This window comes from Anaerococcus provencensis, from assembly GCF_000312365.2.
GTDB lineage: Bacteria > Bacillota > Clostridia > Tissierellales > Peptoniphilaceae > Anaerococcus > Anaerococcus provencensis.
Genome location: NZ_HG003687.1, coordinates 16,882 through 36,605, shown reverse-complemented (window position 1 = coordinate 36,605; position 19,724 = coordinate 16,882). Strand labels below are relative to the sequence as shown.

General features: G+C 30.2%; 21 protein-coding genes and 3 pseudogenes. 10 read left to right on the top strand and 14 right to left on the bottom strand.

All coding sequences use genetic code 11. The features are described 5' to 3' along the window. Window positions 1-311: 311 nt before the first annotated feature. The 4 genes and pseudogenes from BN38_RS07665 to BN38_RS11105 form a co-directional block, all read right to left on the bottom strand. A complete protein-coding gene (locus BN38_RS07665) occupies window positions 312-1,163 on the bottom strand; it encodes a MerR family transcriptional regulator (RefSeq protein ID WP_044566549.1) in 852 nt (283 codons plus the stop codon). Between the two features lie 515 nt (window positions 1,164-1,678). Next, window positions 1,679-1,966, bottom strand: a complete 288-nt coding sequence (locus BN38_RS07660; RefSeq protein ID WP_009431070.1) for a cupin domain-containing protein — start codon at window positions 1,964-1,966, stop codon at window positions 1,679-1,681. Between the two features lie 68 nt (window positions 1,967-2,034). Next, entirely contained in the window at window positions 2,035-2,607 is a 573-nt protein-coding gene (locus BN38_RS07655) for a uracil-DNA glycosylase family protein (protein WP_044566546.1), read from the bottom strand. 117 nt (window positions 2,608-2,724) lie between these two features. Further along, window positions 2,725-2,871: pseudogene (locus BN38_RS11105) on the bottom strand (MobA/MobL family protein); the annotation flags it as partial. 571 nt (window positions 2,872-3,442) lie between these two features. On the opposite strand from BN38_RS11105, the gene BN38_RS07650 reads away from it, so the two are divergent. The 6 genes from BN38_RS07650 to BN38_RS07625 all read left to right on the top strand — a co-directional run bounded on the left by BN38_RS07650 (window position 3,443) and on the right by BN38_RS07625 (window position 8,536). After that, on the top strand, window positions 3,443-4,144 hold the full coding sequence (locus tag BN38_RS07650; protein ID WP_044566544.1) for a lantibiotic protection ABC transporter ATP-binding protein: 702 nt from the start codon (window positions 3,443-3,445) through the stop codon (window positions 4,142-4,144). Between the two features lie 3 nt (window positions 4,145-4,147). Further along, the gene (locus BN38_RS07645; RefSeq protein ID WP_044566543.1) at window positions 4,148-4,888 is read left to right on the top strand and encodes a lantibiotic immunity ABC transporter MutE/EpiE family permease subunit; all 741 of its coding nucleotides are present in this window, start codon (window positions 4,148-4,150) and stop codon (window positions 4,886-4,888) included. Next, entirely contained in the window at window positions 4,888-5,628 is a 741-nt protein-coding gene (locus BN38_RS07640) for a lantibiotic immunity ABC transporter MutG family permease subunit (protein WP_044566542.1), read from the top strand. The genes BN38_RS07645 and BN38_RS07640 overlap by 1 nt, the downstream gene beginning before the upstream one ends. A 102-nt stretch (window positions 5,629-5,730) precedes the next feature. Continuing rightward, window positions 5,731-6,456, top strand: a complete 726-nt coding sequence (locus tag BN38_RS07635) for a NisI/SpaI family lantibiotic immunity lipoprotein (protein ID WP_195890890.1) — start codon at window positions 5,731-5,733, stop codon at window positions 6,454-6,456. A 50-nt stretch (window positions 6,457-6,506) separates the two neighbouring features. Next, entirely contained in the window at window positions 6,507-7,166 is a 660-nt protein-coding gene (locus BN38_RS07630) for a response regulator transcription factor (RefSeq protein ID WP_044566539.1), read from the top strand. Then, window positions 7,157-8,536, top strand: coding sequence for a sensor histidine kinase (locus BN38_RS07625; protein ID WP_044566537.1), 1,380 nt, complete (start codon window positions 7,157-7,159; stop codon window positions 8,534-8,536). Before BN38_RS07630 ends, BN38_RS07625 begins: the two co-directional genes overlap by 10 nt. Before the next feature lie 46 nt (window positions 8,537-8,582). On the opposite strand, the pseudogene BN38_RS11395 reads toward BN38_RS07625, so the two are convergent. The 10 genes and pseudogenes from BN38_RS11395 to BN38_RS07580 form a co-directional block, all read right to left on the bottom strand. Next, window positions 8,583-8,678, bottom strand: a pseudogene (locus tag BN38_RS11395) (mobilization protein); the annotation flags it as partial. Next, a pseudogene (locus BN38_RS07620) lies at window positions 8,671-8,865 on the bottom strand (plasmid mobilization protein); the annotation flags it as partial. The pseudogenes BN38_RS07620 and BN38_RS11395, both read right to left, overlap by 8 nt. 651 nt (window positions 8,866-9,516) lie before the next feature. Then, window positions 9,517-10,719, bottom strand: coding sequence for a tyrosine-type recombinase/integrase (locus tag BN38_RS07615; protein ID WP_044566535.1), 1,203 nt, complete (start codon window positions 10,717-10,719; stop codon window positions 9,517-9,519). Beyond that, window positions 10,706-10,921, bottom strand: coding sequence for a DUF3173 domain-containing protein (locus BN38_RS07610; RefSeq protein WP_044566534.1), 216 nt, complete (start codon window positions 10,919-10,921; stop codon window positions 10,706-10,708). Before BN38_RS07610 ends, BN38_RS07615 begins: the two co-directional genes overlap by 14 nt. After that, on the bottom strand, window positions 10,918-11,418 hold the full coding sequence (locus tag BN38_RS07605; RefSeq protein WP_044566532.1) for a replication initiation factor domain-containing protein: 501 nt from the start codon (window positions 11,416-11,418) through the stop codon (window positions 10,918-10,920). The genes BN38_RS07610 and BN38_RS07605 overlap by 4 nt, the downstream gene beginning before the upstream one ends. After that, entirely contained in the window at window positions 11,415-11,612 is a 198-nt protein-coding gene (locus BN38_RS07600; protein ID WP_044566530.1) for a hypothetical protein, read from the bottom strand. Before BN38_RS07600 ends, BN38_RS07605 begins: the two co-directional genes overlap by 4 nt. Next, the gene (locus BN38_RS07595) at window positions 11,596-12,090 is read right to left on the bottom strand and encodes a hypothetical protein (RefSeq protein ID WP_044566528.1); all 495 of its coding nucleotides are present in this window, start codon (window positions 12,088-12,090) and stop codon (window positions 11,596-11,598) included. The genes BN38_RS07600 and BN38_RS07595 overlap by 17 nt, the downstream gene beginning before the upstream one ends. An 84-nt stretch (window positions 12,091-12,174) precedes the next feature. Continuing rightward, on the bottom strand, window positions 12,175-13,521 hold the full coding sequence (locus BN38_RS07590; protein ID WP_044566526.1) for a P-loop NTPase family protein: 1,347 nt from the start codon (window positions 13,519-13,521) through the stop codon (window positions 12,175-12,177). Beyond that, the gene (locus BN38_RS07585) at window positions 13,518-13,859 is read right to left on the bottom strand and encodes a hypothetical protein (RefSeq protein WP_044566524.1); all 342 of its coding nucleotides are present in this window, start codon (window positions 13,857-13,859) and stop codon (window positions 13,518-13,520) included. Before BN38_RS07585 ends, BN38_RS07590 begins: the two co-directional genes overlap by 4 nt. Then, window positions 13,846-14,208, bottom strand: coding sequence for a hypothetical protein (locus BN38_RS07580; RefSeq protein WP_044566522.1), 363 nt, complete (start codon window positions 14,206-14,208; stop codon window positions 13,846-13,848). The genes BN38_RS07585 and BN38_RS07580 overlap by 14 nt, the downstream gene beginning before the upstream one ends. A gap of 267 nt (window positions 14,209-14,475) precedes the next feature. Here BN38_RS07580 and BN38_RS07575 point away from each other — a divergent pair, with 267 nt between their 5' ends. From BN38_RS07575 to BN38_RS07560, 4 genes are all read left to right on the top strand, one after another. After that, complete coding sequence (locus tag BN38_RS07575; RefSeq protein ID WP_044566519.1) at window positions 14,476-15,339, top strand: hypothetical protein; 864 nt, start codon at window positions 14,476-14,478, stop codon at window positions 15,337-15,339. 67 nt (window positions 15,340-15,406) lie between these two features. Then, window positions 15,407-16,477: an adenine-specific methyltransferase EcoRI family protein gene (locus BN38_RS07570; protein WP_044566516.1), complete on the top strand. Its 1,071-nt coding sequence runs from the start codon at window positions 15,407-15,409 to the stop codon at window positions 16,475-16,477. Further along, complete coding sequence (locus tag BN38_RS07565) at window positions 16,467-17,624, top strand: GmrSD restriction endonuclease domain-containing protein (RefSeq protein ID WP_044566513.1); 1,158 nt, start codon at window positions 16,467-16,469, stop codon at window positions 17,622-17,624. The genes BN38_RS07570 and BN38_RS07565 overlap by 11 nt, the downstream gene beginning before the upstream one ends. Then, window positions 17,600-19,417: a hypothetical protein gene (locus tag BN38_RS07560; protein WP_044566511.1), complete on the top strand. Its 1,818-nt coding sequence runs from the start codon at window positions 17,600-17,602 to the stop codon at window positions 19,415-19,417. Before BN38_RS07565 ends, BN38_RS07560 begins: the two co-directional genes overlap by 25 nt. Window positions 19,418-19,724: the final 307 nt, after the last annotated feature.

Genomic DNA, 19,724 nt, shown 5'->3' with positions numbered 1-19,724 from the left:
TTCATCTCGCAGATGACCGATGCTGAGCATCTGTCACCCAAGATGGTGGGACTATTCCCACTCTTCTTTTCCAAACGTCTGATATATCCCAAACTATTCAAAATACTATATTCTATTTTTCTAATATAACTAAATACACTTAATTATAAGATGTTTTCAATTTTTTAGTCCCGTTCCTTACCCAAAGCCTCAATCTATGTCTAGTTTCTAACCGCATTTAATGCAATTAAAGTATTTCTATCAACCCTGTAACTCTTTACATTTGGGCATAGAAAAACACCTACTAAATACAAGTAAGTGCTTACCTATAATTATTGATATTTATAATTTAGATACTGATCATTTGCCTTTATCAGCTTTTTATAGTAATTATCATAGCTCTTGCTAAATTTTCTAATAAGTGGAATTGCTATTTCATAATATTGATTTTCCTCCATAAAGTTTCTAAGCTTATCCTGAATCTGTTTCATCATGCTATTTTGATAGTCTTCACTATTTTTATAGCTTTCATATTGATTAATTGCATCCTCATTATCCTTCATCCACTTTTCCGGATTCTCAATAGCATCGATCTTAGCCTGATTTACATCATTCAATGTTTTCATATCAAAAGGTGAACTAATCTTATCAATATATTTTTTCTCTTCTTCAGTTAATTTAAACGAAGGAAGCCTATCAAGATAATCTATATATTTGTAAAATGAATTCTTCCCATCATTTTCTAATGGTTCATTCAAAAATGGTTGATAGGCAGCAAATAACATTTGTCCTAAATATCCTGGAAAAGCAATTTCTAGTTTTTCATAGATCGTTTCTTCCACCTCAAGTAGTGAAACTTTCTCATTGATTAGGTCATTGCTTTCACCTTTAACAATCATTTCTAGTATTACTTTCCTTTTTTCATCAAGGTCCAGTTGATGTTGTTTTTTCCTTAAAACAGAAGACAGGGTATCACCAGCTGACGATATACACTGATAAATATCTGAGATACTCATTCCCAATTTTCTAAATATAGCTACCTTTTTCAGAATTTCTAAATCCTTTATACTATAATCTCTATAACCATTCTCAGATTTTTGAGGATGGATAAGTCCTTTATCCTCATAATACTCTATTGCCTTTCTAGTTAGACCCGTTTCTTTTTGAATTTCACTTCTTAACATGGTTTCTACCTCCTTTGATTAAAGGATAACACAGTCCCCAACGGACAGGTCAAGTCCTATACACTATATAAAATTCCCACGTATTTGTAAACGAAAACAGTGCTTCAACATTTTTGAGAAGTACTTATTGTCTTTTTGATAAATCTTATTCAAACCGACAATCAAACCGACATTTTATTGTCGCATAATTTACTTGTTTGCTATATGATCTAAATGTTTCCTCAAATATCCTGTAATGGTCTTTATTTTTTTACTATTTTATACAACTTAATTAATGATATAATTAATAACCTACATAATTATATATAAAATCAAGATTTTTAAAATGAAAATATGTACACAAAAAGGGGCTGTTGCAAAATAGATAAACCATTCCTATATCATTCGAGCACTCTCCCAGAAAGGTCTCTGTCAGCCAGCGGACTAAACCTCAAACTTTCTGGGAATACACTCTAATGATGGAACGTTAGATATCTATCAATTTGCAACAGCCCCTATCTTAGCTAAATATATTCTTAAATTCTTACTTTTATAACCATCAAATCGCTATCCTCAAGAGCCTTAAGAGCATGGATTTCATTAGGATCCATTGTGATTATATCACCTGGGATTATTATCTGGTTTCCGTTCTCTTCCTTAAAATCTACCTTGCCCTTATAAATTACAACTACTACACTTTTATCTGACTTGTGACTTGGTATTTCTTCGCCTTTTTTGATTTGTAGGTGGGTTATTTGTAAATTATCCTCATCCACCAAATGCTCAAATTTGCCGTCTAAAATATTCGCACTTATTTTTTTCATATTTTCTCTCCTTGTTGATGACCATTACCATAAAAAAATGGTATACAATAAATTTTTACAAACACAATTTATCTCAGATTTTTTACAATTTTCTTTAACTCAGGCAAGACCTCTTCTCTAAAAAAAGGATTTTTTGCTATCCACCTGTTGTTTAGAGGACTTGGGTGGACTATTGGAAAATATTCCGGCAAAAATTCTTTGTAAGATTTTACTGTTTCAGTTAAATTTTTCTTAAATTTATCCTTCAAATAAAACTTTTGAGCATAGGCTCCTATCAAAATGGTTAACTTTATATCCTTCAATTCATTTAATAATAGTGGATGGTATTCTTTTGCAATAAAAGATCTAGGAGCCTTGTCGCCTGATTTTCCCTTTCCAGGATAATAAAAGTCCATTGGAATTATAGAAAAATCTTCACTATGGAGGACGTCTTCCGATATACCCAACCATTTGACAAGATTTTCCCCACTCTTATCATTAAATAAAATACCAGTTTCTTCAACCCTTTCCCCAGGAGCTTGCCCAATTATCAAAATTTTTGATTTTGGATTTAGCTGGAATATTGGGTTAATTCCTCTATTTGTGTAGGTTTCATTTCTGCGATCTTCTCTTAATTTTTTAATAATAAGTTTTTCTTTCATAATTTTGTCATCACTTTCATTAGAATTAGAACCTTACCAAGCTTTAGGACAAGTAACAATTTTCGTAAAAAATCTATTCTTAGCCTAGTAAAGCTTTCAACCTGCATAAGATTATTACCCATTTTTGTCTTGATTCTCATCATGGGTTGCATAATCTACTATAATTCCTTGTGATGTTATATTTTCTTTTATAAATCTTTCAATTAGGTTTTTATTTTCACTTAAAGATAATTTTTTTGCTACTAACGAAAATCGCAATTTCACTGCTCTCCGCGCTCTGCGCTATTCCCGGGTAAAAATTCCACACAAGGGTACTATCCTCTCGAAAACTCTCATGAGTTTCTCCACTTGGTTTTTTGCTAGCCTGTCTGGCTTTGAGAATACCCGCCACGGAGTGGTCTCGAAAATGACCGAGTCCAGGATGACGGCCACCCCTGCATTTTTCACCCTAATATTTAAGGAAGTGCGCTCGGCTCACGCCCTCGCTTAGTTCTCTGGATTCGCTTGTGAACCTTTCGGTTCAAAAGCTTATCTCAGAGATGAAAAATGCTTCGCATTTTCCACCCAAGATGATGGGACTACTCCCATTCTTCTTTTCCAAACGTCCGATATATCCCAAATCATTCAAAATACTAGATTCTATTTTTTAGAGTATCACTAAATCCACCTAATTATAGGACGTTTTCGAATTTTTAGTCCCATCCCAGTCCCAGATAATATGTTTACTTTTAAGATAAAAACAAGCTATTAAATTTTTAAATAATCTTATCTTCCTTAAGGAATCCTTAAATTTGTATTTTATACTAAGTTTATAAAATGAATAGGAGGTTCATTTATGGACAAATTTATATTAGAAACAAAAAATCTTACTAAAACATTTGGAAAACAAAAAGCAGTAGATGATGTTTCTTTAAAAATAAAAGAGAATTCTATCTATGGCTTGCTAGGACCTAACGGAGCTGGTAAATCGACAACATTGAAGATGATTACTGGAATGATTCATAAAACATCTGGTCAAATCTTTTTTGAAGGTCATGAGTGGAGTCGTGAGGATTTATCGGATATTGGTGCCTTGATAGAGATGCCTGCCTTGTATGAGAACTTATCAGCTAGGGAAAATTTAAAGGTAAGGACACTCCTACTAGGGTTACCAGATTCTAGGATTGATGAAGTTTTGGAAATAGTTAGTTTAAAAGATACTGGCAAAAAGAAAAGTGGTCAATTTTCTTTAGGGATGAAACAAAGGCTAGGTATCGCCATTGCCTTATTAAATAATCCTAAGCTTTTGATTTTAGATGAGCCAACAAACGGACTTGATCCTCTAGGAATTCAGGAATTGCGTGATTTAATAAGAAGTTTCCCAGAAAAAGGAATAACCGTTATTTTGTCTAGCCATATTTTAGCAGAAGTTGAACAAACTGCTGATCATATTGGGATTATTAATAATGGAAAATTACAATATCAAAACATTATTAATCATGATGACAACTTAGAAGAACTTTTTATGAATGTTATAAAAAATGGAATGGGGATGTAAAAAATGATAAATTATATTCTTGCAGAAAATTTAAAACATAAGCATAGTTTCTTGAAGAAATTATTAGTAATTATGCCAATAACTTTAATCTTATTGTCATTATTTCTTATGCCAAGTTATTTCACTACTAATTCCTATAACTGGTGGTACGTCATAATAATGCCTGCAACTTTTGCCTTAATCCCAGCAATGATGGATAGAAAAGAAAGTAGAAAATTAAACTACAGAGCAGTTTTCCCTCTAAATATTAATCTCAAAAAGTTATGGGTTTCAAAAATAATTACAGCATTTATTTATATGAGTATTGCTGCTATAATTCATATGCTAGGAGTGTATATTTTTCAATTTTTAATTGGAGGGCAATTAACACCAAACTATGGATTTTCCACATTGGTATTTGCAAGTCTCTTACTAATAATTACCAACATTTGGCAAGTCCCTCTATGCTTTTTCTTAGCAAAAAAATTTGGCTTTATAGCAAGTATTACAATAAATGCAGTATTAGGTTTAGCCTTTGGAATTTTGATATCTGATAGTGCTTTTTGGATTTATTGTCCATATTCTTGGGGAATTAGATTAATGATTCCTGTTATGCATATTCTACCAAGTGGTGTTTTAATAGAATCATCAAATCCAATGATATCAAACACATCGTTACTTATTCCTTGTATTTTATCTATATGTCTATTTATATTACTGACAATTATAAGTGCAAAATGGTTTTCAAATCAAGAGGTAAAATAATGATAAAGATAATAAAATCCGAAATATATAAAATCAAGGGCACATGGCTTCCTTGGATTCACACAGTTTTACCTATAGCCTATTCTTTATTATTTTATCTGGCATCAAAAACCACTGGACTAGAAAATTTTGAAGAAAGTGATATAGTACAAACTTATTTTGTACTTTTAGGAGCGGTAATCCCAATAATATTAAGTTTTATAAGTTCAAAAGTTGTTGATATAGAAATAGGTGCTGGGAAATTTCAAGTGCTCTTATCTACTACAAAATCTAGAACTAAGGCTTATCTAGGAAAACTCCTTGTATTAGAATTGGGATTTGTTGTTTCGATATCTTTAGCTATTATAATTTTTGCAATATTAACAGGATATCAAAATATCTTAGATTGGCTTATTGAATTTTTCTTAATTCTTATTAGCAGCCTTTCTCTATACATGATTCATCTTTGGGTATCAATTGAATTAAGTAGTGGTGCATCTATAGGATTGGGTTTTCTAGAAACAATGATTGCTTTACTTTCAATGACTGTCATTGGTGATAGTATTTGGTATTTTATTCCTTGTACGTGGTCATCTAGACTTCCAGCTATGTATATTACTATGAGCAAAGTTTCGGATCCTTCCTATTTTTATAAAGAGTTGAGAATTTGGAGTTTTGTATCCTTGTTTATTATCTTAATCTTATTTATTTCCTCAATTATTTGGTTTAATAAGTGGGATGGGAAATCTATTAGTGAATAAAATGGAGGTGTTTTAATGAAAAATAAACATAAATTATTAGTCATTGCGATAATCTTTGTTTCCTGTATTTGTTTTTCCTCTTGTGGAAAGCTTAGAGGTAAGATGGCTCAATATTCTAATGATAAAGAACAATGTATTTTGAACGATGAAGACGTAAGGCAATTTAATTATAAGGCAAAATCCTACACCATTCTTGATGAAGTTTCTTCAAATGAAGATAAAGATAAATGGATTGGAGTCATTAGAAAACTAGTTGCAGTTGACGATGAAGGCAAAATAGTCAAACAAGTTGATGCCACCGATTTAGGCATAAATAATCTAGACAACTTTGCAAAAGATCTAAGTAATGACATTCATGTATTCCAATTCTTTGATGTATATACAAATAAAAAAGCAGAAGACACATTAACTGTAGAAGTAAATGGTAATAATTACAAAGCAGTTCCTACAAATGAAATAAATAATGACTCAAAGATTTTTAATTTTAAGGAACATACGAAAGAACAAAATTCAGAATTTCAAATAAACCCAAATAACGCTACTCAGTTAATTTATGATGGAGTAACCTATCAAGTGACTGATCAAGTAGTTTCAGAAGATAAGTTGGAGAATTTTTTAGGTATTATTGCCAAAGATGTTATATTTGATAAAGATAGTAGAAACATCTTTACAAAAGAAGACTTAGATAAAATTGACTGGCTAGGTGAAAATAAGTCTAAACGCCAAACATGGTTTTATTTAGACGTTTACAAAATTTCCGGAATAAATATTGATGATGGATTTGCAGTAAAGGTAAATGACCAATATCTAAAAGCAAAATCTGAGTAATACCTGAATAATAAAGTCGGTATTTTCTTAAAAAATTATGAGGTGATAAAATGTCTTTAATTCTTGCAGTTGATGATGAGCTAGATATGCTTGATCTAATAAAAAACATTTTGAAAAAGAACAACCATCAAGTCGATGTATATCAAAATCCTTTAGACGTTGATAATAGTAAGCTTAGTAAATATGATTTGATTCTACTTGATGTTATGATGCCAGGTATTGACGGAATTAGTTTCTGTAAGGATATTCGAGCTAAAGTAGACTGCCCTATTCTTTTTTTAACGGCAAAAACTATGGAAGAAGATATAGTTGAAGGCTTATTAATTGGAGGAGATGATTACATCACAAAACCATTCGGTGCAGCAGAACTCCTAGCTCGTATAGAGGCACATTTAAGACGAGAAAAAAGAGAACGACACACTAGTCTAAATCTCGGCGAGATTCGTTTTGATTTATCTTCCAATGAAGTCTTTGTAGGAGATGAAAAAGTTCATTTAACAAAATCTGAGTATCAAATTTCAGAATTACTAGCAAAAAGAAAAGGACAAGTATTTTCAAGAGAGCAAATATATGAGCTTATCTTTGGATTTGATGGTATAGGAGATGCATCTGCAATATCAGAACATATAAAAAATATTAGGGCAAAATTTCAAAAATATGATAAAAATCCAATTGAAACAGTATGGGGGATCGGATATAAATGGAATTAAAATCAAAAGATCAATCTCTTAAACATATACTTTTTAAATACTTGTTAAGTATTGGGCTAGGACTAGCAATCTCCGTTTTATTAATCCTAGCTTTTATATCCGCTTCTTATCAATTTAAGTGGATATTTCCAGCAAACCATACTGAGAGTTTAATTCTTGAAAAAAGGATAGATATTGCCACTTCAAAAAATTTCGATAAATCATTGCTACCAAATAATACATCTTATCTATTTTTAGCAAAAGACGAAAAAGTTGTAGAAACAAATATGAATAAGAATATCCAAGATATAGCCTTTAGCTATCATAAGGGTTCTGGTTACTCTAATGCCAATTTATCTTTTATGGAAATACAAAGATCAGATGGATATGTACTTGTAGCTTATAACCTAAAACCTTATTATAAAAGTCCTTGGATGCAAAAAAATCTACCACAAATAAATATTTTATTGCTAATTTTACTGATAATATTTTGCCTTATTAGTATTGTAACCACCACATTAATTTGGGCAAAGAAAATATCAAAAGAATTAAATCCTTTGCTAGAAGCTTCGGAAGAAATCGGTAAACAAAACTTAGACTTCCAAGTTAAAAAGTCAAATATCCAGGAATTTAATGCCATATTAGATAGTTTAGAAAAAATGAAAATAGGATTAAGTGAATCTTTAAGGACAAACTGGAGAGATGAAGAGAAAAAAAGAAATCAGATTTCAGCATTAAGCCATGATATAAAGACTCCTCTTTCAATTATTAAGGGAAATTCAGAGTTATTGGGAGAAACAAATCTAACAGAAGATCAGGAAAGCTATCTTAATTATATTAAAAAAAACACAAACCGTATTGGTAAATATATTGAAACCTTAACGCTTGTTAATAAATCTAACCAAGCAAATGAATTAAACTTTACTCAAATTAGAGTAAAAGAATTTGTAGAAAACATTGAAAAACTAGCTAAAGAATTCACATCGACTTATAAGTTAAATCTTTTAGAAGATATTAACTATGATGATGATTTTTTAATAGTAGATTTAAAAAATTTTGAACGAGCCTTTCTTAATATTCTTAGCAATGCTGAGGAACACAGTCCTAAAAACTCAACCATTGAGTTACTTATATGTTCCAAAGCTGATGAGCTTCAAATATCAATAGTAGACCAAGGACACGGATTTTCAAGTGAAGACCTATTATATGCAACAGATCAATTCTACCAAGGAGACAAAAGTAGGCATTCAAAAGAAAACTATGGTATTGGTTTATTTGTTTCTGAACAAATTATTAATATGCATGGAGGAAGTCTTATTTTAGAAAATAGGACTGATACAATAGGCGCAAAGGTCAGCATATTATTACCTGTCAAGAATACTCTCATATAGGGTATTCTTTTTTTGTATTCATAAATTATATATGAGAATACTAAGTTTTTTTATCAGTTTTTTCACTCTTAGTAATGTAACCTATTTCCAAATTTAGAGTTAATTTTATTGGATGAATTTTTGTAATTGCCACACTAATCACCAGAACTTTCATTTGATTTATTAAGAAGTAGGGAATGGATCTGCCATATTTCTTTTGCCAATTTTTCTATTTCTTTATTCATTGAATCAATTTCATTTTTGTATATAACACCAGTTGTATTAGTAGCCTTTGCAATCTAGTTTATATTATTTGTTGCATTTGAAATTAACCATTGTAGATCTCTAAATAAATTAATCGTCATAATATATACGCAAAAAAGACCGCAACTTGAAACTACGGTCTAATTTTTTGTCCAAGTGCAAACCACTTGGAACTATTATTCAATTTATTCTTTTTAACAAATGTACCCATTTTAATCTAAGATCTTTTGTCCTCTCGAAAACTCTCTTGGAGTTTTCTCGCTTAGTTCTCTGGATTCGCTTGTGAACCTTTCGGTTCAAAAGCTTATCTCAGAGATGGAAAATGCTTCGCATTTTCCACCCTACTATTTAAGGAAGTGCGCTCGGCTTGCGACACGAAAACTCGCTTCTTCGAAGCTCTCCCGTGCTCCCGCACTAGATTTTCGGCATTAAAGACCAAAATCAATGGTCTTTAATGCGCTTAGTTCTGCGGACTCACTTGAAGCTTCGCTTCTACATTCATCTCGCAGATGACCGATGCAAAGCATCGGTCACCCAAGATGATGGGACTAACGAAAATCCCGTTTGCTTTGCAAACTCTCTCACTGCTACCGCAGCTGATTTTCGGATAAATCGACCGAAATCAACGGTCGATTTATTCCCATTCAATCGTGCCATTATTATTATATCCCTTAAATTTCAACATTCCTACAATTAAATTTTGATCTTGGTAGGGTTTTGGTAGGGATCTGTGATTATTACATATTTATGGCTTGATTGCCTTTAAACTCTACCAATGATTTTTCAATTGTTTTATACTGAATTATATTAGTCATCTTATCAGCTAGATCTCTATCATTATTTGGCCATAAGTGACTATAATGCTTTAAAGTTATCTCTGGACTCGAATGTCCTAGCCTCTTACTAACCACTAATATATCTGCATTAAAATAATTAATAAGATAACTTACATGTGAGTGTCTTAAACCTTTAGCTTGTATTTGCTTGACATTTGCCAATTTGGAATGCCTATCTATAATTCTCTTGACTGTGTTTCTTCCTATTGGTCTATCGCAATAACTAATTACAAAGTTTTCTACACTATGATTTTTTTGATCTTTCTTCCAATTCTTTAAAATATTGATTGTAGAATCATCTAGTGATATAATTCTATTGCCAGAATCAGTTTTTGTGCGATTCTTAATTTCAAATTTTCGAGTGGATTTCAAATCTATGGTTGAATTTATTGTAAGGGTCTTGTCTTTAAAATTAACTTTATCCCATGTTAATGCTTGACCCTCACCCACTCGAATACCGGTGTTAAAATATATCCATAACATCACAAATCCCATATGTTCATAAAATGAATTTACGCAGAATGTAGATATAACTTTTTGAAACTCCTCTAGAGTCCAGTAAGGAACATTTATCTTTTCTTTTGGTATAGAGGATGTTTTTTTGCTTATATTCTCATATATAAATTCTAATGTTACAGCATAATCAAGTATTTGTCTGAATGAACAATAAATCATTGATGCATATGTCTTGCTATATCTTTCATTATTAATTAAATCAGCTTTAAATACTTCACAATTTCGTACCGTGATATCATCTATTTTTGTTAAATTGAAATAATCTTTAACTATTCCTATAACATGACTCTTAGTTTTGAATGTTGAAGCTTGTACTTTCGACTTATAATAAGGTAAGAAATATTTATCAATAAAATCATTTAATTGAATACCGCTTGCAAATACTCCTTGAGATTCATTAAATTTATTTTTCAATTTAACTACGTACTCATGGCATTCTCTAGCACTTTTAAATGACTTTCCATTATCATCTTTCCTACCTTTTTTCTGAATTCGCTTACCAGAAATATTGTTTACACCCAATTCTACTTGATAGTATATGACTCCTTTATTATCTTTATAAACACACGGATATTTAGTTTTGCTCATTTTCTTCTCCCTTATTACTTATAACAAGGGGAACGCCAATAATTTTTTCAACTGATGACATAGGAACTGTACCTAGTCTACGATTATTATAGAATGGATATCCTTCTTTTACAAGATTTTTCTTAGCTTGTTGTATTATGGTTACAGCTTGATGCTCTTTAAATCCAACTTTAATCAATTCATTTTTAGTTACAAAGCTCAATCATAATCCTCCTTTCGCCATGGTAAAGTCTGTTTCATATAGTTATCTTTATGTTTTTTAATCCAAATAAGTACATCACTATTTGGAACGTAAAAATCATTATATTCATCAATCAAATAAACTAAAAATTCATAAAGGTATTCTTTACCATAAAGATTTTCTATTTTATAAAATAAAGAGTATAATCCTGAATTTCGTTTAATATATTGAATGCTTTTTTCAAGATCACTATCTCTGGGAGATGGAAGTTTCAAAGTATAATCCATATTTTCTAATTCCTCAATCATTAACTTGCTGATTTTATGAGGTTTATTAGATTTAGTATAAAAAAACATATATCTGGATAGAATTGAACATAGTATTACTTCTTTTAGTTCCTCATCAGTTTTAGAATTTTTTATCTGTTCAGTTAATTGATGAGCGTAGCCTCCCGAATATTCAACTTCAATCCTTACCCAATCATCAACTTTTTCCGCAAGGTGTCTATAATATTTCAATCCATTTGCTCCTTTTTCTTATCATACATTCTAAATAGAGCCTGAGAATTTCTTTTTCGTGAACCTAAGTAAATAGTCTCGGCATCAAACTGAACTGATATATCACTTATTTTAGATGGATTTTTAGGATACTTTTTATTCTTATTATCTTTTACAATTTTCTGATATAAAGTTAATTTACTTATATCTTCCATATCTAACCTCCGTTCTTCCTTGCTCTATTGATTTTTTTAACTGTGCTATAGAAATATTTTCGTTTATAAAATCTACACATGTGTCAATTCTAGATAATCTATAATCAAATAAATCACTATTTATCATATTGAAAAATCTTCGTAAATTCATTGGTTTATTATATAAAGATTCAAAATTTTCAACATAGGTCGACCAAGCATTTCCGCTGAAATAAACAATTACAAACATATTAGGCATAAAATCATTATAGGCTAATGAGAAATAGTATAATGCATTATTCACATTAAAACCTACATTGTAACCTACTGGCAGAGATTGATCTGATATGTTTATATTTCCAAGAACTTCTACAATTTTGGTTCTTCTTACAAAATCACTTATAATTTCTGAAGCTATCTCTTCTCTCCATTCATCAAATTCAAATTTACGCTTAGGAATTAACATAAGGGTAAATTGATCTATATCTATATTTAACATTTTGTTTACTCCAATCTTTGATATTTGAACAATTTAACTATATATAATTTATTGTGGAGCGTAGCTATTAGATAACCTACGCTCCTATGTCACTTCGGCGCTTTGCGCCTTCGTGACATTACCTTTAAGGAATTTACAGTATGGTGAAACAAATAAACTAGGATTATCAATACTTGCAATGTTAGTATAAGAAAAATAGCCCATCCCTGGTTTTAAATTAAGCTTTAATATATTAACAGAAGGCGAAAAGAGCGTCCTATAAGTTAAGTCATCAGAATCACCTAAAACAATTCTTAATACTAATTGTTCAGTAATTTCTCTTGGAACGGTTTCAGAGGCAAATCTTTGAAGTACCAATACTACAAAAAATCCTAACTGTCTACCCATAAATACAATATCAGCTAACATTGACTCTATTCTATCTCTCTCTTTTTTCTCCAAAATTCTCCATGAAGTTCGTAACGCACCAAACTCATCTATTATTAATATCTTAGCAGGCATCTTATTGTCTTTATAATCCAAATTTCGATTAGTTTCAAAAAACTCCTGCATTTCATCCTGTCGTTTAATCATTTCGATATGAAATTTCTCTATCATCTGAATTGCTCCAGACTTATCTGAATAAAAACCCTCCCCAAGATCCCTCTTACCATAAGATAATAAGTCAGCTGATTTAGGATCTATTACATATACATCATGTGATATTTCCTTGTTTTTTAATTGTATTATTAAACTTTGAACCAAAAAACTTTTGCCCCCTCCAGTTTGAGCTGCTATTCCAGCATGATGAATAGGAATAATATCATATTCAGATAGCTTAATGCTATAATCATCTGTACCTTCCTTTGACCATTCTATATATTCTGATTCTGTATCAAACTCAATTTGATTAAACATATCCATTGATACTATGGAATAAATGTAGAAATCGCCATCGGGTGACATGAACTGCTGAGTTACTTTAAATCCGGGAATAGCTGCACTAATCCTTAACTCTTCTAGTTTTCTATCAAAACGGATCGAATTTTCAATTCTAATTATCGCATTATTAAGGCTTCTTAAATTCTCAAACTCAATCACAATCTTAGGTAAAATAATCAAATTTGACTTATCCCTTTTAAAATAAAATTTACCATCTATAAGTTGCTTTCTTAATTTAGATTCAAGCTTATAATGTGTTAAGGCAAATCGAATCCCATTGTTTATTTTATTTCTTTTACACCGACCTAAAATCATCCCAAATATCACTATCACGTTAATTAATAGAAATATATTATAATTAAATACAGGTAAATAGTCACTAATATTATCGATATAGTAAGTATTGCTGTAAAATGATTTTAAAGCAATATATAGAAAAATATTCATAAGGATAATTGAAAGGGACAAAAGTCCCTTTACATATCTTGTAGTTCTTAAACTTGAAATCATTCGAAAATTATATCTTCAGCTGTTACGCTTAATTGGTTTCTATAATCACCGTAGATTTTACAGGTAGGATTAACAAGTTTAACTTTAGCCAGTTTTTTATATTCTTTTTTCTGGCCAGGCACTTTCACAGTTAGTGCCTCTCCATCGTTACCACCAACTGTAACTTCATCATATTTTGTTACATCCTGTAATATGATGCATTTGTATTTAGTCCCTTTTGGGGGTTGAGGTACACCATTCTCATAATCAACCCATGTTTGATCACCAGTCACTCTGATATCTTTACCAGTGAAAAATTTTTCCGAATTAAATTCTAATAGTTTGTTAATATTTTTCATAATAATCTCCTTCTATTAATCTCTTAATTTCATTAAAATAGTTTTCTTTATTGTCTTCTTTTGATTCATAAGCTTGTATTATTAAACTAGCAACTTCTTCATATACTTCCCATAGTCTAAAGCTTTCTTTTTCTAAACTTATTAATTTTTTTGGATCAATTGACTTTAAATTTGAATTTTCATGTACAGAGGGTACAAGTAAATGGTTATAATATTGAAATATGCTAAATATTTCGTTTTTGTCTTCTAACTGTAAAACATCAAACATTTTAAATGACAATTTTATATTCTCAATATAAAAAAATGCGAGAGCGTATCTATTAATGATATCTATATATTTTTTATTCATTATCTTTACCTTTCTTTAGATCTAATAATTAAATCTAATATTTTGAATTACAATCGAGGCCTCTTTTGTATTCATCTATATTGTATTCGATATGTATCGATAAATAAAATTCTAGCTTCTTCTAAAAATAGCTAAATATCAACATCTTATAACACGAATTATTTATTGAATCGAGAATTTTAATATAATATAAGAATATAATATTAATGGATGAGGTATAATTATATTAATGTTATTATTATATTAATGTTATTAAGGAGATTAATTATGGGGTCAGCAAAGAAAAATTTTTACAGGGATATAGATGATATATACGATTATTACAAAAAAAACGAAAATGATAGAAACAATCTTTCAAAAATTGCTAAGTACCATTTAAAGGTAATGTATTCAAAAACACCTGATCAATGGGATGAGTTGAGCCGATATGACAAGGATAAATTTTTATATTATGATTTAAAAATTATATTTTTTGAAGATAATGATCAGTATTTTGATGCCGATGAAATTGAAAAAATAAATAAAAAAATCAGACCTGGAATGGAAAATTTATTCAACGCTAATAGTGCTATAAATCAATATAACAAAATGAATGATTTGATGTATAAGAAATATTTTGAAGAAGATAAAAACTATACTAAAAAACAAATCGATACCTATTATAGAGAGTTCTCTGATGTATTTAATTATTTTCTACCTAAGACAACCCCTCCATCCAAAGAAGAGTTTAAAAAACTAAACTTGAGAGTTTATGATTACTTTATGAGCTCATATAATGAATCCTATTATCCACTATCTAATATAGAAAAATATGGTATTACAAAAAATTATTCGGATATAAGTCATAATATTTATCTAATTATCGAATATATCCTAGAAAGTAGACTAAGAGTCAAGATTGATTATAAAGCTCTTGCCGAATCTCTTGCTATTACGCAAGGATACACTAGTTACTATGAAATTGAACCTTATCCAGATTCCTACCCTACCTCGCTTGAAGAAGTCAAATACCAAACTGAAGAAGAAAAGCAAGAAGCAATTAATTATATTAACGATACTAACGAATATATAATACATCGAAATAAGCTACAAAATAAAGAAGAGTTTATAATTGATCTTAATAAATCCTAAATTAAAGAATTATACTAATATTATTAATTGATAAATGAATCTATTAAATTAAAGGAAGGATGTAAAAATGGCTTTAAATGCAAGTTTTAATAGTGCTAAAAACTCTAAAGCTGATGAGTTTTATACACTATTAACCGATATAGAAAAAGAATTAAAACATTATAAACATCATTTTAAAGACAAAACGGTCTTTATGAATTGTGACGATCCTAAAGAATCTAACTTCTGGTTATACTTTAGTCTTAACTTTGGTCATCTAGGTTTAAAGAAGCTCATTTCTACACATTATGAAGATGATAAGCCTACTTACAAGTTGGAAATGTATTACGATATAAATGGTCAGCAGGTCATAGACCAAACTGACTTAGAGAAAAACGGTGACTTCAGAAGTCCAGAGTCAATTAAACTTCTAAAAGAAGCTGATATTGTAGTAACCAATCCACCATTTTCTTTATTTCGCGAATATGTAGACCAACTTATGAAGTATGATAAAAAGTTTCTTATTATAGGAAGTCAAAACAACATAACCTACAAAGAAATCTTTCCTTTGCTTATGTATAACAAGGTTTGGTTAGGTTTTAACTCTGGTGGCTTTGAGTTTGAAGTGCCAAACAAACCACCATACAATGAAAAATCAACATTTAGGATAGATCCAGAAACTGGTAAAAGCTATCAGAAGTTAGGTAACATCTGCTGGTTTACTAATTTAGAACACAGTAAAAGAAACGAAGAACTTATCCTTTGGAAACAATACACAAAAGAAGAATATCCATCTTATGATAACTACAATGCTATTGAAGTTTCTAAGGTTAAGGAAATTCCAGTAGACTATAAAGATATAATGGGTGTACCTATAACCTACTTAGATAGCTATAACCCTAATCAATTTGAGATATTGGGGATTACGACAGCTAGATATGACTTAGGGGAAGAGGGGAGCCCTTCTAAGCGCTACGAGAACGCAATACAGCATAATAGAAATGGTTCAACAACTTTAGGAAGTAAAATAAACACCAGAGCAGCTATCTTATATAAAGAACCTGTAGAAGGAATTTATTATACAGCAGATAATGCTGATGGATACTTAAAAGCTATCTATGTAAGGATACTTATTAGGAGAATACAAAATGAGAATTGAGCTTAAAGAAATCAAAGTAGGGGATATCTACAAAGGTTATATGGATCACTTAGAAGCTGGTGTAGTAGGTTATAATGGTAAACTGAATATTCGACCACCATTTCAGCGTGAGTTTGTTTACAAAGATAAACAAAGAGATGCTGTGATGGATACAGTATTCAAGGGTTTTCCTCTAAACGTAATGTATTGGGGTTATAATGAAAAAGCTAAAGAAGCTGGTCTTCCATCCTATGAACTCATTGATGGACAACAAAGAACACTATCCATAATGCAATACCTAGATGGCGATTATTCTGTTGATTATAGGTACTTTCACAACTTAACTGAAGAAGAAAAAGAACAAGTTCTAAACTACCCATTACAAATCTATATCTGCTATGGTGATGAAAAAGAAAAGCTAGATTGGTTTGAAACTATCAACATAGCAGGCGAAAAGTTATCTAAACAGGAGCTTCGTAACGCATCTTATACAGGTCCTTGGCTTGAAGATGCTAAGCGTTACTTCTCTAGACCAAACGCAGCTGCTGCTGATATGGCTGATGGCTATGTTTCAGGGAATCCAATAAGACAAGATATACTAGAACTTGCCTTATCTTGGATAGCTGATCGTGATAATATCACAATAGAAGAGTATATGGCACGCCACCAGCAAGACAGCAATGCTAGTGAACTTTGGATATACTTTATGAATGTTATCAACTGGGCAAAGACTTTATTCCCTAAAGTTCGTAAGCCTATGGCATCTGTAGACTGGGGTATTCTTTACAATGAGTATAAAGATAATAGCTACAATCCAGCAGAACTTGAAGAAGAAATAGCAAGGTTATTCTTAGATGATGAAGTTAAGAATAAAGCTGGAATCTATACTTATCTTTTTGATGGAAAAGAAAAACACCTAAACCTTAGAGCTTTCACACAAACTGAAAAACTTAAGATGTATGAATCTCAAGAAGGCATTTGTCCAGCTTGCGGTAAACACTTTGAAATAGGTCAGATGGAAGCTGATCATATAATCCCTTGGTCTGACAGTGGTAAAACGACCCTAGATAATGGTCAAATGCTATGCAGATCATGCAACAGAGAAAAAAGCAATAAGTCGATTGTATTTCATAGGAGTAATTATTGGATTCAAAGAAAAAAGAATTAATTTCTATCAGTAGAATTAAAACAGTATTAGCAAATTGTAAATATTTAGACCCGACTCACATTAATGAAAATGATAAAGAACCTATTTGGGATGGTAGCGTGTACGTATATAAACCAAGTGCAGATTTTGAGTCAAACTTATCTAGTTCTGATATATTGGGGCGTGTCCCAGTTCAAGTAAAAGGTACATCACAACCTATTCCCAAAAAAAAGATAACTTTTCAAGCAAATAAAGTTGATTTAGAAAATTATTTCAAAGAATTGGGTGCTATTTTTTTTGTTGTGTATATTAATGAAGCTGACATTGTTAATAGTGAAATTTATTACTCTGATCTTTTACCAGTAAAAATAAATAAAATTCTAAGCAATAGTAATGCTGAAAAAAAAATATCTATAGAATTGAAAAAGCTCCCTGATGAGCCTGATGAAATAGCAAAGATTTTTTTTAATTTTTTGGATAATAATAATAGACAAGCCAACATAAAAAATCTAACATTAAAGAATTATAATGATTTAGTGAAGAACGGTGATTTTAAGGGGGTTAGATTTTATCACACACCACTAGGAAGCGAGGACCCCCACGAATTTTTACTAAATGACGAGTTGTATGGTTATGCGGTTATGGGTGATGATAATACAATTGTACCATTAAAAGAAATAATTAAAGGAAATTCTTTATCATATAACTATGATGTCGATATAACTATAGATGATAAAATTTACTATAAACAAGTGAAAGCTATAGATACTAAGGATATAAAAACCATTACTATTGGGGATAGCGTACATATAAAAATCAATCAAGATGATACTATGTACACAAAAGTAACCCTTACTAATAATTTAAGATACCTTACTCACGACTTAGAGTTTATTCTCGATGCGCTTGATAATGGTGGATATTATTTCGATGGCTTATTTATGGACTTTGATATAAATAATAAGACTGAGGGTGATTTTAACTATTCATTTGAGCGCGAGAGACTAGATTTTTTTAAAAAATGTGTCCAACTTTTAGATGAGCTAGGATGCTATGATGATATTAATATAAGTGATTTAACAGAAAATCATTGGATAAATTTATCATCTTTAGTCTATTCAATGATTGATAATCAGAAATTAAATTTAAATGAAGAAAAGCCATTTATTGTTAGAGCTATATCAATAGGAAATTTAAAAATATTAGTAATTGCTATTAAAGATGGTGATGAATATTGGTTATACGATTATAATCGAGTAGAGTTCGATAACTTTTATTATGAGAGAAACAAGGATCTATCTATTAAAATCAATACTTCAAAGTTTATTATTCTAGACTCGGATCTACTAGCTGCAATTAGTAATTTAAATTTCTATCTTATCAAGGAATCTTTTAAAAATATCGATGATGAGGATATTAAATTTTCTGATGGTAGACATTTTCTACTCGAAACCTTAAAAGCTAGTGATATTAGTACGGATGAAAATCAAAAAGATAAACTTTTAATTTTTGCGGAAGATTTTTCAAAATGGATTTTGGATAATGATAAAAATAATAATAATTACTATATAAATAAGCTGAATCATTATCAATCCAAAAAAAGAAGAAATACTTTAACCGATATAGATATTAGTAATATAATTTTATTAGAAAAAGAATCAAATGATAATCTATATAAATTTGCAGCGAATTTATTGTTAGAAAGAAATGAAGATGCCTTCTATTACTTGAATAAACTTGATAAGAATACTAAAGATAATATATTAAAACAACCTATATCCGTATTTCTAAATGATTCTTACGGCAAAATTTAATTCATAAATTCCTTACATTGCTCTTCACTACGTTATGTTTAGAACATGTTAATAAACCATGGTGTTCAAATATACCTTCATTACGTTTGATTCCAGGAATATATTCGGTTAAAATTTGCCTATGATTAAGTTTTCGATTATCCTACTTTCGGCATTATTTGAAACTTGACAAATTTAGTGGTTGATTATACTCAATTAGTAAAGTTTCAAAAGATGCCAAGGATAAAATCTTCGATTTTTTCATTAAATATTCAAATTAGTTGAAAAATTTTTTCTACGATATTAATTTCATTTATCTGACTGATCC